We start from the raw sequence: 12812 nt of genomic DNA on the forward strand, positions 1-12812 counted from the left end.
ACTGTACGGGTTGTTTATGTGATCTAAGAAAGCAGTAATGATAAAATGGAAAGTAAATTCCGCCCAGCAATAAGTAGGTCTAGGTTTTTTTGGCTAATGAACCTACATGATTTCTGATTTTAATTGGGTTGAGTTTCTCTTAAGTCAAGTCATTCATGCACAGTATACTTAGCTTAATTAGAAATATTTTCTATAAAAACTTTGAATATCTGCCCCTCTTAACAGTTGAAATAGGCGGATTTGGAAAGGTTTCACTCTATTGCATTGAGTGAGTTATTTAAATTGATTCTAAATAAATTGATCTTCTGAAACATGTATAGTAAATTACTGTTATCCAGATGGTTAAAGGGGTGTTAAGAGACTCTTAAATCAAGTTTCCATCAGTAAAAATTTATTTGAAATAAGGGCTTCCAATACTACCTTTGCCACGTGTTTCTACAACTGAGACAATCTGTGATTAAAAAAAGACTTTACATGGTAGCCAAAACAACCATTGTCCGTTATGCGACAGCATTCTTTCTTGTATGCTGTTTTGTTTTTTCTGGGAAGCAGGTTTTCGCCCAAAGAGATGCTGTTCCGACAGATCCTGAGATAATCTCTCAGGGAGAGCAGCTGTTTAATGAGTATCAATGTAATACCTGTCACAAGGTAGACTCTAAACTTGTTGGTCCGGCCCTGGCTGGAGTATACGATAGAAGAGACCTTGAATGGATTTACTCATGGGTGAAAAACTCACAAGCTTTAATTGCTTCTGGAGACCCTCAAGCCACTGCACTCTACAATGAGTTTAATCAGTTGGTAATGGCTCCTTACGATCTGGAAGATGAGCAAATTCTTTCAATTCTAGCCTATGTTAGAGATGTTGAGGAGAACCCTCCAATGCCAGAAGTTGCTGCCACAGGTGATGGTGCTGCTGCTGGAGGAGATGGTTCAGGGATTCCTTCCAGCTATTTGAACATCATTGTTGCAGCCTTGGTGGTTGTACTCATTCTTATTTTGGTAGTACTAGTGATTATCATTGGTGTGCTCAAAAAATACCTTCAGGATAAAGAAGGATTGGATGAGGCCGATAAGGATGTAGTAAATGAGAAATTCAGCTTCTCAGCTTTTGTTAAGAGCCCTACAGTAATTGGTATCATTACATTCTTGGTTATTGCCTTGGCAGCGAAGAATGTTATTGATGGTCTTTATACTATTGGTGTTCAGCAAGGTTATCAGCCAGAACAGCCAATCGCTTTTTCTCATAAGATTCACGCAGGTGAGTATGAGATTGCTTGTCAGTATTGTCACACCGGTGTAGAAATTGGGAAGTCAGCAAACATTCCTTCAGTGAATATTTGTATGAATTGCCATAGCCAAATCAAAACGGACTCTCCGGAGATTCAAAAATTATATGCTGCTCAAGAGAGTGGAAAACCAATAGAGTGGGTAAGGATTCACAACCTACCTGACTTGGCTTACTTTAACCACTCACAACACGTGAAGGTAGGTGGCATTGAGTGTCAGACATGTCATGGTGAAATTCAGGAAATGGAAGTTGTTAAGCAACACGCTCCTCTTACTATGGGATGGTGTATTGATTGTCATAGAAATACAAGCCTAAATACTCAGGGCAATGGTTACTACGACAAATTGGTAGAACTACATAACAAGACTTCTGGTACTCCAATGAATGTTGAAGATATCGGTGGTTTGGAATGTGCTAAGTGCCACTATTAATTAATTGAATTCGCGATTTCTGATTGATATACAATGAAAGAAAATCAAAAAACATACTGGAAAGGGATCGAGCAGCTATCTAATGATGCTGACTTCGTGAAGAAAAACGAATCTGAATTTCCAGAGTACCTTCCAATCAGCGAGACCGGTGGAGAGTCTAGCAATAGAAGGGACTTCCTTAAACTTATGGGCTTTGGTATCGCAGCAGCTAGTTTAGCAGCTTGTGAAGCTCCTGTAAGAAAGGCTATTCCTTACTTGAATAAACCTGTAGATGTAGATCCTTCTGTACCTAACTACTATGCTTCTACCTATGTAAATGGTGGTGATGCAGTTAGTGTTGTTGTGAAAACCAGAGAAGGTAGACCAATTAAGGTTGAAGGCAACAAGTATAGCTCTATTACTAAAGGTGGTTCTTCTGCCCAAGTTGAGGCTTCTGTTCTTTCTTTATATGATAAAGAAAGACTAGTAGGGCCAATGAAAGATGGTGCAGAAACAGACTGGGCTACCCTTGATAAAGAAGTTACTTCTCAACTGAACAAAATTGCTGCTCAAGCTCAAGGTTCAGGAATCAGAATAGTTAGTAACACGGTATTAAGCCCTACTACTAAAAAGGCGGTTGGTGAGTTTATTGCAAAGTACCCAACTGCGGAACACATAACTTACGATCCTATTTCTTCTTACGGTATTACGGAAGGAAACAGAAGATCTTTTGGCGCTGCCATGATCCCTTCTTATGATTTCAGTAAGGTTAAAACTGTAGTGAGCGTAGGTGCAGACTTCTTAGGAACATGGATTTCTCCAATTGAATTCTCTAAGCAGTTTGCTCAAACAAGAAAAATCAATGAGCATCACAGAGAGATGTCTAGACACTATCAATTTGAGTCTAACCTTTCTTTGACTGGCTCTAATGCTGATTATAGAACTCCAATTCTTCCATCTCAGGTTGGTCCTTTAGTTGCTGCAATGTACAATGCAATAGCGGCTAAGGCAGGGCAAGCAAAAGTTAGTGGCGGAAATGCAGGTGATGTTGCTCACCTAACAGCAGCAGCTAATGAGCTTTGGGCTAACAGAGGAAAATCTCTAGTAGTTTGTGGTTCTAATGACCCTGCGGTTCAAGTATTGATTAATGGTATTAATACAATGCTTGGCAATTATGGAACTACAATAGATACTACTGCACCAGTGAACTATCGTCAAGGAGACGATATGGCAATGTCTAACTTTGTGAAGGACTTGAATAGTGGTAGAGTAGCTGCGGTTATATTCCTTAATTGTAACCCTTTATACAATTCTGCTGAAGCTTCTGCATTAACTGCAGCGCTAGCGAAGGCTTCATTAACTGTTTCTACTTCTGATAGAATGGATGAGACGGCTGCTGCTGTTAAGTATGTAGCTCCAGATCATCACTACCTAGAGCAGTGGAATGATGCTGAGTTGAGAGAAGGTCACTTGAGTCTATCTCAACCATCTATTGCTCCATTGTTCAGCACTAGACAGACTCCAGAGTCTTTCTTGAAATGGGCAGGGCAAACAGTTGAGTACTATACTTACCTTCAGAACAACTGGAAAGAATCTTACTTCACTCAACAATCTGAAATTTCTAGCTTCCAGACTTTCTGGGATAAAGCTTTATATGATGGTATTGTTGAACTTGGTGGAAGCGAGAAAGCATTTACTTATGATTTTGCAGCTGCATCAGTAGCCGCAACAAGCATAGGTCAGAATTATAAAACTCAAGGATCGGGACTACAACTAGCACTTTACCAAAAGTCTGGTATGGGAGATGGTTCTCAGGCCAACAACCCATGGTTGCAAGAAATGTCAGATCCTATCTCTAAGGCTACTTGGGATAACTACTTAACCATTTCATTGGCTATGGCTAATGAACTAGGAATTAAGATGACAGAGGGTGAAACTCAATTGGTGAACCTAATGGTAGGTGATCAATCAATTGAAGTGCCTGTCTTGGTTCAGCCTGGTCAAGCTCCTGGTACTGTAGGTCTAGCAGTAGGTTATGGAAGAACTAAAGCTGGTAAGGTTGGTAATGGAGTAGGTGTAAACGCTTATCCTTTCATTACAAAACTGAACGGTGCCAACACTATGGATGTGTTAGCGGGTGTTTCGGTAACTACTACTGGTAAAGCATACAGAATTGCCCAAACTCAAACTCACCAAACCTACATGGGTCGTGAGAATGTTATCCAAGAGGCAACTCTAGATGAGTACAAGAAAGATGCAGGTGCAGGTAGATGGCATCCGCATATTTATAAAGAAGGTGAATTTGTTAAGCCTTCAAAAATCACCCTTTGGTCTGGTCACGAGTACAATAACCACCATTGGGCAATGACTATCGACATGAACTCTTGTACTGGTTGTTCTGCCTGTACAGTGGCTTGCCAAGCGGAAAACAACATTCCTGTAGTCGGTAAGGAAGAAGTTCTGAATAGAAGAGAAATGGCTTGGATTAGAATCGACAGATATTATTCTGCTGCTAATCCTGCTGGAAATAAAAAGGAGTTGGAAGAAGCTGCGGCTAACCCTGAGGTTACTTTCCAACCAATGATGTGTCAGCACTGTAATAATGCACCATGTGAGACAGTTTGTCCTGTGGCTGCAACAACGCACAGTACTGAAGGTCTTAACCAGATGACTTACAACAGATGTATCGGTACAAGATATTGTGCTAACAACTGTCCTTACAAAGTGAGAAGATTCAACTGGTTCAAGTACCACGATAACACTCAGTTCGACAAAAACTTATCTATGAACAACGATTTGGGTAAAATGGTATTGAACCCAGACGTAACTGTTCGTGCAAGAGGTGTGATGGAGAAGTGTTCTATGTGTGTGCAGAGAATTCAGTCAGGTAAATTGGCTGCTAAGCGCGAAGGTAGAAGACCAGTTGATGGTGAAATCAACATGGCTTGTGAGTCAGCTTGTCCATCAGATGCAATCACTTTTGGCGACTTGAACGATCCTAAGTCTAAAATTTCTCAACTACTTCAGATCGAAGAGAAGAAGGAAGGCGAGAAGGCTACCGAAAGAGTTGTTAATGAGGAAAGGGCATACCATGTATTGGAAGAACTAAATGTGAATCCGAATATTTGGTACATGACCAAAATCAGAAACAAGGTTAAAGAATCAACAGAAGCATAATATAAACCGAAAGAACATGCAGGTTACTTCATCCGTAAGAAAACCTTTAATCACTGGCGGTAAGACCGTTCATGATGTTACCGAAGACATCTGTAAGCAGGTAGAAGGCAAGCCTTCTAAGCTTTGGTTGATGGCTTTTGGTATATCAGTTGTAACACTTCTAATTGGTCTCGTGGCAGTTGTTGCTACAGTATGGGAAGGAATTGGAATGTGGGGACTGAACAAAACTGTAGGTTGGGCATGGGACATTACTAACTTCGTTTGGTGGGTTGGTATTGGTCACGCAGGAACCCTAATTTCTGCCGTACTTCTTCTCTTCCGTCAGAAGTGGAGAATGGCTATTAACAGAGCGTCAGAGGCGATGACTATCTTCGCTGTAATCTGTGCGGCTCAGTTCCCAATCCTTCACATGGGTAGACCTTGGTTGGGTGCTTATTGGGCACTTCCACTGCCTAACACTTTCGGTTCGTTGTGGGTAAACTTTAACTCTCCGCTTCTGTGGGACGTTTTCGCTATCTCAACTTACTTCTCTGTTTCATTGGTGTTCTGGTACTTGGGTCTTGTACCTGACTTTGCTACCATCAGAGATAGAGCAGATGGTATTAGAAAGAAAATTTATGGTGCATTGTCGTTAGGTTGGGATGGTGCAGCTAAAACTTGGTCTAGATACGAATCAGTATCATTGATCCTTGCTGGTTTAGCTACTCCACTTGTACTTTCTGTACACACCATTGTATCGTTTGATTTTGCTACTTCAGTAATTCCTGGGTGGCACACCACTATCTTCCCTCCATACTTCGTTGCTGGTGCAATCTTCTCAGGTTTCGCCATGGTACTAACGTTGATGTTGGTAACAAGAGCGGTGTTCAAACTTCAAGACTATATTACTATTGAGCACATTGAGTTGATGAACATTGTAATTATTGTTACAGGTTCAATTGTAGGTATTGCCTACATCACTGAGTTCTTTATTGCATGGTACTCTGGTGTGCCAGCTGAACAATATGCCTTCTATAATAGAATGCAAGGGCCTTACTGGTGGGCTTACTGGTCTATGATGACTTGTAACGTAATTTCACCTCAGCTCTTCTGGTTCAAGAAAATTAGAACAAGCATTGCTGCTACATTTATCCTTTCAATCATTGTAAATATTGGTATGTGGTTCGAGCGTTTCGTTATTATCGTAACCTCACTACACAGAGACTTCTTGCCTTCTTCATGGGCTATGTTCTACCCAACCATTTACGATGCAGGGGTATATTTATTCACCTTCGGATTGTTCTTTACTTGTTTCTTCCTCTTCGCGAAGTTCTTCCCAGTAATTAACATGGCTGAAGTTAAAAGTATTGTGAAATCATCATCTGAAAAAACTGCTGCGTAATCATGAGTGACTCTAAAAAATTCGTACTAGGCATCTTTGATGACGAAGATGTATTGTTGAAAGCAGTAGGAAAGATTCGTGGAGCTGGTGTAAAGATTCATGAGGTTTACAGCCCATTTCCGGTGCACGGTCTTGACGAAGAGTTAGGCTATAAGCGCTCTAGATTGCCAATTGCTGCCTTTATGTTCGGTGCTTTAGGTACCACATTGGCCTTGGTAATGCAAATCTGGATGCTTGGTGTAGACTGGCCAATGATTATTGGTGGTAAGAACCATGTTGCACTTCCAGACTTTGTTCCTGTAACATTTGAGCTTACTGTATTACTTGCTGCTTTTGGTATGGTGGGTACCTTCTTGGTGTCTAGCGATCTTAAGCCTTGGAAAGACCCTAAGCTTTTGGACATCAGAATTACTGATGATAAGCACGTAATGGCTATCGATCTTGGCACCAACAGAGCTGTAGAGGTAGCCTCAATCAATGCACTATTGAAAGATTCAGGTGCTGTTGAAGTAAATAATAAAGACGTTGATGAATAAGCCTTCTAGAGATATGATTCAGAAATTGAAAGTTATTATTCCGGCCATTGCAGTGGTGGTTCTTTCTGGCTGTACTGCCAATGGAGACAACCCTGGTTTGGAATATGCCCCTCAAATGTATCATTCAGTACCTTACGAGCCTTTGACACAAATCAAGGACGAAAGTGCTGGGTCTTGGTTGAGTAATAGAGAGGATGAAAGAGGAGAATTTTTTAATTCCAACATAAACAATCCTCACTCACAAAATGTCAGACAACCAGTAGAAGGTACAGTGAGAAGAAATAATCATGACATAATGCCTTACAGACTTGGTAAGGACGATGTTGCTGAGGCAGCTTTAATTGAAAACCCTTTTGAAGCTACTCCAGAGATCATCACTGAAGGACAAAGACTTTACAGTCAATTCTGTCAGCATTGTCATGGTGCAGGTGGTAAAGGAGATGGTAAAGCCGGTATTGCATATGCTGGTGTACCTTCATACACTGCCCCAGCACAAGCTAATCTTTCTCAAGGTCACATTTTCCATGTTATCACTCATGGTATTAGAAGAATGGGAGCTCACGGTTCTCAGATGAGTGCCGATAAGAGATGGAAAATTGCTCGTTACGTTCAAACATTACAACAACAATAACCGGTAAACTTTTAAGAAATGGCAAACGAAAAATTTGATTTTAGCGCTGGTCTTAAAAAGAAAGTATTCATTGCTTTCGCAATAGGAGCGGTTATGTTGTTAGTAGGAGGGTTGTTCCCTCAGACTAATGAGCACCACGGTGATGATCATGGTTCTGACCATGCCACTGAGGAGCACCACGATGCAGGTAGCGATAGCCATGGCGATGATACCCATAGCTTTAATGGTGCTGAAGACTTTGAGGCTGTTACTGTGGCCGATTCAGCTGAGGCTGGTGAAGAGCACGGTGCAGGTTGGTTTAAAAGATTCAAAGTAGATCTTTGGATCAACAATGTTTACTTTACAGGACTTGCCTTAATTGGTATTTTCTTCTTTGCATTGCAGTATGCAGCGCAAGCAGGTTGGTCTGCTTACATCGTTAGAATTCCTTTGGCTATGGGGCAATGGATTGTTCCTGCTGGTATTTTAATGTTATTGACTTGGTTCTTTGTAAACCATGATGTGTTCCACTGGACTCATTCTAACCTTTACGACCCAACTGATAGTCATTATGATGAGCTAATTGCAGGAAAGAGTGGTTTCTTCTTCTTCGGTGAAGGAGGTGGATTCCCTACTTTCTTTATTGCTAGAATGGTAATCTTCTTTGTGCTATGGGCTTGGTTGTTTACTAAGTTGAAGAACTTGTCTTTGGCAGAAGATGAATTAGGTGGTGACGGCTACTGGTTCAAGATGAGAAAGTGGTCTGCAATATTCTTAGTGATCTTTGCGGTATCTTCTTCAGTATCAGCTTGGGATTGGGTTATGTCGGTAGACACGCACTGGTTCTCAACTATGTTCGGTTGGTATGTATTTGCTAGCTGGTGGGTAACAGGTTTGGCATTCATTACTTTAGTAACTGTATTGTTGAAAGAAGCAGGTTATTTGCCACAGGTTACATCTAACCACTTACACGACTTGGGTAAATTCGTGTTTGCATTCAGTATTTTCTGGACTTACGTATGGTTCTCACAGTTCCTACTTATCTACTACGCTAACATTCCTGAAGAGTCAGTATACTTTGTAGAGAGATTCTTGAGCGATAAATACTCACCATTCTTCTTTATCAATATTATTCTAAACTTCATTTTCCCATTCCTTGTGTTGATGACAAGAGATGCAAAGAGGTTGAATGTATTCTTGAAGATGGTATGTATTGTGGTAATGTTTGGTCACTTTATTGACTTCTACCTAATGATGACTCCTGGTACTATGGGTCAGAACGGTTTCTTCGGATTCACTGAAATTGGTATGTTCTTAATGTTCGGATCAGCATTCGTATTTGTAGTACTCAGAGCGTTGTCTTCTTATGCCCTTGTGCCTAAGAATCACCCAATGCTTGGAGAGGCAAAGCATCATCATATTTAAAAAAAATTAGAGACTAGATATGTTCGGTTTTTACATTGCACTTGCAGTATTCTTAGTAGTCGCTATTCTGTTGTTAATCTTCAGAATATCTAGACTTGTTAATGTTGTTAAGGGAACGGGAGAGGAAACAACGAAGAGTGACAACAACTTTAACGCTATCATGATGGTGGTGTTTATGGTCTTGTTCTTCGGACTTGCTGGATGGTATTCATTCGCAAACTTCGATGCTTACGACCCTCCTGTAGCCTCAGAACATGGTGAATTGACAGACAAATTGTTCTGGAGAACCATGTGGATCACTGGTATCGTTTTCATGATCACTAACATCTTGCTATTTGTATTCTCTTATAAATACAGATACGACAAGAATAGAAAGGCACTTTTCTATCCTCACAATAACAAACTTGAGTACTTATGGACTGGTGTTCCAGCCATTGTTTTGACTTGGTTAGTTATTTCTGGTTGGATGGCTTGGGATGGCATTATGAGCGAAGCTCCAGAAGATGCTGAGCAAATTGAAATCATGGGTTATCAGTTCCAGTGGTCTATCCGCTATGGTGGAATGGATAACAAGGTTGGAGACTATGACTACAGACTTATTGATGCTGTGAACGATCATGGTATGGATATGTCTGACAGAGCCAACTACGATGATTTCAAGAATATCTCACTAGTTATCCCTAAAGGAAAGCCGGTCTTGTTGAAGATTAGAGCAAGAGATGTACTTCACTCAGTGTTTATTCCTCACATGAGGTTGAAGATGGATGCTGTGCCAGGTATGCCAACTCAGTTCTGGTTTGTAGCAAATAAAACTACTGCTGAAATGAGAGTTGAAGAGGGTAACCCTGACTTCAACTATGAATTAGCTTGTACTGAAATCTGTGGTGAAGGTCACTTCTCAATGAAGAAGATTGTGACGGTGCTAGAGCCAGAAGAGTATGAGGAGTGGAAGGCAGAGCAGAAATCTTGGTTGTCTAAGAATCCTGACTTTATGGCTCAGGTGCCAGAAGACATGAAAGAGTTAGCATTAGTAACAGCAGGTATTAACGAATAAGAAATTAACATCAAAAAGTATGGCAACAGCAGAAGCACATATTGATGTACATGCCCATGATGATCATCATGATGATCACCACGAGCAGTCATTTATTTCAAAATATATTTTCTCAATGGATCATAAAATGATCGCTAAGCAGTACCTGATTACAGGTATTATTTGGGCGATCATTGGAGCGGCTCTTTCTGCAATCTTCAGATTACAGTTGGGTTTTCCAGAAGCTGACTTGGGTTGGTTAAGACCAATCTTAGGAAAGTGGATTTCGGCTGAAGGTGCTTTAGATCCAGAATTCTATTTAGCCTTAGTTACAATGCATGGTACTATCATGGTATTCTTTGTATTGACAGCGGGTTTAAGTGGTACTTTCTCTAACTTCTTAATTCCTCTACAGATTGGAGCTAGAGATATGGCCTCAGGCTTTATGAACATGCTTTCTTACTGGTTCTTCTTTATTGCCAGTGTCATCATGTTGATTTCGCTTTTCATTGAAACAGGGCCTGCATCAGGTGGTTGGGTTGTTTATCCTCCACTTTCAGCATTGCCTCAAGCAATGTCTGGTTCAGGTTTAGGTATGACTATGTGGTTAGTAGCTATGGTGTTCTTCATTGCATCTTCTTTGCTTGGGGGGATCAACTACGTTTCTACAGTAATCAACTTGAGAACAAAAGGTATGACCTTCTCAAGATTACCTCTTACTATTTGGGCGTTCTTCCTAACTGCAGTAATTGGTATTTTGTCATTCCCTGTTCTATTCGCAGCGGCTTTATTATTGGTATTTGACAGAAGCTTTGGTACTTCTTTCTACTTATCAGAAATCTATATTCAAGGTGAGGCATTACCAAACGTAGGTGGTAGCCCAATTCTTTACCAGCATTTATTCTGGTTCTTGGGTCACCCAGAGGTATATATTGTACTTCTTCCAGCTTTAGGTATCACTTCTGAGATTATTGCTACTAATTCGAGAAAACCAATCTTCGGTTATAAGGCAATGATTATCTCAATGATGGGTATTACATTCCTTTCGTTCATTGTATGGGCACACCACATGTTCGTGTCTGGTTTGAATCCTTTCTTAGGTTCAATCTTCATGTTCCTTACTTTGATTATTGCCGTACCATCGGCCGTAAAAGTATTTAACTACCTTACTACCCTATGGAAAGGTAATATCATATTTACACCGGCTATGTTGTTCTCAATAGGTCTGGTGTCGGTATTCATTTCTGGTGGTATTACAGGTATTTTCTTAGGTAATTCGGCTATCGATATTCAGTTGCACGATACTTACTTTGTAGTGGCTCACTTCCACTTAGTAATGGGTGCTGCTTCATCGTTCGGTTTATTGGCTGGTGTATATCACTGGTTCCCTAAGATGTTTGGTAGAATGATGGATACTAAGTTGGGTTACATCCACTTCTGGTTAACCTTCATTGGTATTTACTCAGTGTTCTTCCCAATGCACTACATTGGTATTGCAGGTTTCCCAAGAAGATATTATTCATTCACCAACTTTGATGCATTCAGTGGATTCACCGATTTGAACATGTTCATTTCAATAGCGGCTATTGCAACATTCATTGGTCAATTCATCTTCTTGTTTAACTTCTTCTACAGTATTTTCAGAGGTAGAAAAGCTCCTGCTAACCCGTGGAATTCTACTACTTTGGAGTGGACAACCCCAAGAGTTCCTGGTCATGGAAACTGGCCTGGTGAAATTCCTAAGGTATATAGATGGCCTTATGATTATTCGAAGCCTGGTGCCGAGGAAGACTTTATACCACAAACTGTACCTTTCTCTCAAACTATGGAGTCAAATCTACCTCATGAGAATGATGAGATTGCTTTAGAGAAGGAGATGGAAGCAGAGGAGATAGTTGTGGTTGATGCAAACAAACACTAAAGACAGATTATTTAGACGGTTTTCAGCCGTTACAATCATAGCCGTCTACTTGCTGATAGCAGTAGGCGGTATTGTAAGAAGTACTGGCTCAGGAATGGGATGTCCCGACTGGCCAAAATGTTTTGGGAGTTGGGTTCCACCTACGGATGTAACTCAGCTCCCAAATGATTATAAAGACATCTACGTTCAGCAGAGGGTTGAAAAGAATGTAAGGTTCGCTAATTACCTTACTAGTTTTGGATTCGATGAGTTGGCTCATGAAATATTGAATGATCCTCAGATTTTAGTTGAAGAGGACTTCAATGCGGCCAAAACCTGGACAGAATATGTCAACCGCTTAATTGGTGCGGTTATAGGTATTCTAATTTTTGGCACAGCTGTGTTGTCTATTAGGTACTGGAAAGAAGATAAACTAATTACCGTTCTTTCATTTGTTGCATTTGTATTGGTAGGTTTTCAGGGATGGATAGGTTCCATTGTTGTGAGTACGAACCTACTAGAGTGGATGATTACGATTCATATGTTACTAGCCCTTGTTATAGTGTGCTTGCTCATATACGTTTACCATAGGTCTAAGAATAGAAACACCGAGTATAGCTCGGCTCGACTAGGTAAATTAAAATGGATTGTAATGTTATGCTTAGTGTTTACTGTTATTCAAATAGTATTAGGAACACAAGTAAGAGAAGCTATTGACACACTATCTAACGCTTTGGCCAGATCCGAATGGATCGACAACCTTGGTTCTAGCTTCTTGATTCATAGGTCTTATTCGCTGCTTTTATTGGCGCTTCACGTTTATTTATTGTGGAAGCTTATGAAGGAAGGAATTAGAAGGAACGAATTAGTGAATCCGACCAAATGGCTTTTAGCCGTTGTAGTGGTGGAGATAGTAAGTGGTGCATTAATGGCATACTTTGGAGTGCCAGCATTCATTCAACCAATACACTTGTTATTAGGATCTGTAATAATAGGAGTCCAGTTTTATTTGTGGCTCTTACTAAGAAATAAAGAATTGAAGTTAGCCTGAA

At 40.4% G+C, this 12812-nt stretch carries 9 protein-coding genes; all 9 read left to right on the forward strand.

Features of this window, described 5'->3' with window-relative positions; genetic code table 11:
• Positions 1-474: 474 nt before the first annotated feature.
• Genes AWW68_RS10375 through AWW68_RS10415 form a run of 9 tightly spaced genes read left to right on the forward strand, consistent with a single transcriptional unit; the run spans position 475 to position 12811 of the window.
• On the forward strand, positions 475-1719 hold the full coding sequence (locus AWW68_RS10375; RefSeq protein ID WP_068220830.1) for a cytochrome c3 family protein: 1245 nt from the start codon (positions 475-477) through the stop codon (positions 1717-1719).
• 33 nt (positions 1720-1752) lie between these two features.
• On the forward strand, positions 1753-4875 hold the full coding sequence (locus AWW68_RS10380) for a TAT-variant-translocated molybdopterin oxidoreductase (protein ID WP_068220441.1): 3123 nt from the start codon (positions 1753-1755) through the stop codon (positions 4873-4875).
• Between the two features lie 16 nt (positions 4876-4891).
• On the forward strand, positions 4892-6256 hold the full coding sequence (nrfD, locus tag AWW68_RS10385) for an NrfD/PsrC family molybdoenzyme membrane anchor subunit (protein WP_068220444.1): 1365 nt from the start codon (positions 4892-4894) through the stop codon (positions 6254-6256).
• A 2-nt stretch (positions 6257-6258) separates the two neighbouring features.
• Positions 6259-6792 (forward strand): DUF3341 domain-containing protein, encoded by a 534-nt coding sequence (locus AWW68_RS10390; protein WP_068220447.1) that lies wholly within the window; start codon positions 6259-6261, stop codon positions 6790-6792.
• The gene (locus AWW68_RS10395) at positions 6785-7423 is read left to right on the forward strand and encodes a c-type cytochrome (protein WP_245660227.1); all 639 of its coding nucleotides are present in this window, start codon (positions 6785-6787) and stop codon (positions 7421-7423) included. Before AWW68_RS10390 ends, AWW68_RS10395 begins: the two co-directional genes overlap by 8 nt.
• 18 nt (positions 7424-7441) lie before the next feature.
• Positions 7442-8827, forward strand: a complete 1386-nt coding sequence (locus AWW68_RS10400; protein WP_068220451.1) for a quinol:cytochrome C oxidoreductase — start codon at positions 7442-7444, stop codon at positions 8825-8827.
• A 19-nt stretch (positions 8828-8846) separates the two neighbouring features.
• Positions 8847-9881: a cytochrome c oxidase subunit II gene (locus AWW68_RS10405; protein ID WP_068220454.1), complete on the forward strand. Its 1035-nt coding sequence runs from the start codon at positions 8847-8849 to the stop codon at positions 9879-9881.
• 19 nt (positions 9882-9900) lie between these two features.
• Positions 9901-11781 (forward strand): cytochrome c oxidase subunit I, encoded by a 1881-nt coding sequence (locus AWW68_RS10410; protein ID WP_068220457.1) that lies wholly within the window; start codon positions 9901-9903, stop codon positions 11779-11781.
• Entirely contained in the window at positions 11765-12811 is a 1047-nt protein-coding gene (locus AWW68_RS10415; RefSeq protein WP_068220839.1) for a COX15/CtaA family protein, read from the forward strand. The genes AWW68_RS10410 and AWW68_RS10415 overlap by 17 nt, the downstream gene beginning before the upstream one ends.
• Position 12812: the final 1 nt, after the last annotated feature.

Source organism: Roseivirga spongicola, from assembly GCF_001592965.1.
In the GTDB taxonomy this organism is placed as follows: domain Bacteria; phylum Bacteroidota; class Bacteroidia; order Cytophagales; family Cyclobacteriaceae; genus Roseivirga; species Roseivirga spongicola.

Bases quoted from the DNA above. Each gene is read 5' to 3' on its own strand.
- AWW68_RS10380 (WP_068220441.1), top strand. From the start codon at position 1,753: ATGAAAGAAAATCAAAAAACATACTGGAAAGGGATCGAGCAGCTATCT.
- AWW68_RS10395 (WP_245660227.1), top strand. From the start codon at position 6,785: ATGAATAAGCCTTCTAGAGATATGATTCAGAAATTGAAAGTTATTATT.
- AWW68_RS10375 (WP_068220830.1), top strand. From the start codon at position 475: ATGGTAGCCAAAACAACCATTGTCCGTTATGCGACAGCATTCTTTCTT.
- nrfD (WP_068220444.1), top strand. From the start codon at position 4,892: ATGCAGGTTACTTCATCCGTAAGAAAACCTTTAATCACTGGCGGTAAG.
- AWW68_RS10400 (WP_068220451.1), top strand. From the start codon at position 7,442: ATGGCAAACGAAAAATTTGATTTTAGCGCTGGTCTTAAAAAGAAAGTA.
- AWW68_RS10405 (WP_068220454.1), top strand. From the start codon at position 8,847: ATGTTCGGTTTTTACATTGCACTTGCAGTATTCTTAGTAGTCGCTATT.
- AWW68_RS10390 (WP_068220447.1), top strand. From the start codon at position 6,259: ATGAGTGACTCTAAAAAATTCGTACTAGGCATCTTTGATGACGAAGAT.
- AWW68_RS10410 (WP_068220457.1), top strand. From the start codon at position 9,901: ATGGCAACAGCAGAAGCACATATTGATGTACATGCCCATGATGATCAT.
- AWW68_RS10415 (WP_068220839.1), top strand. From the start codon at position 11,765: ATGCAAACAAACACTAAAGACAGATTATTTAGACGGTTTTCAGCCGTT.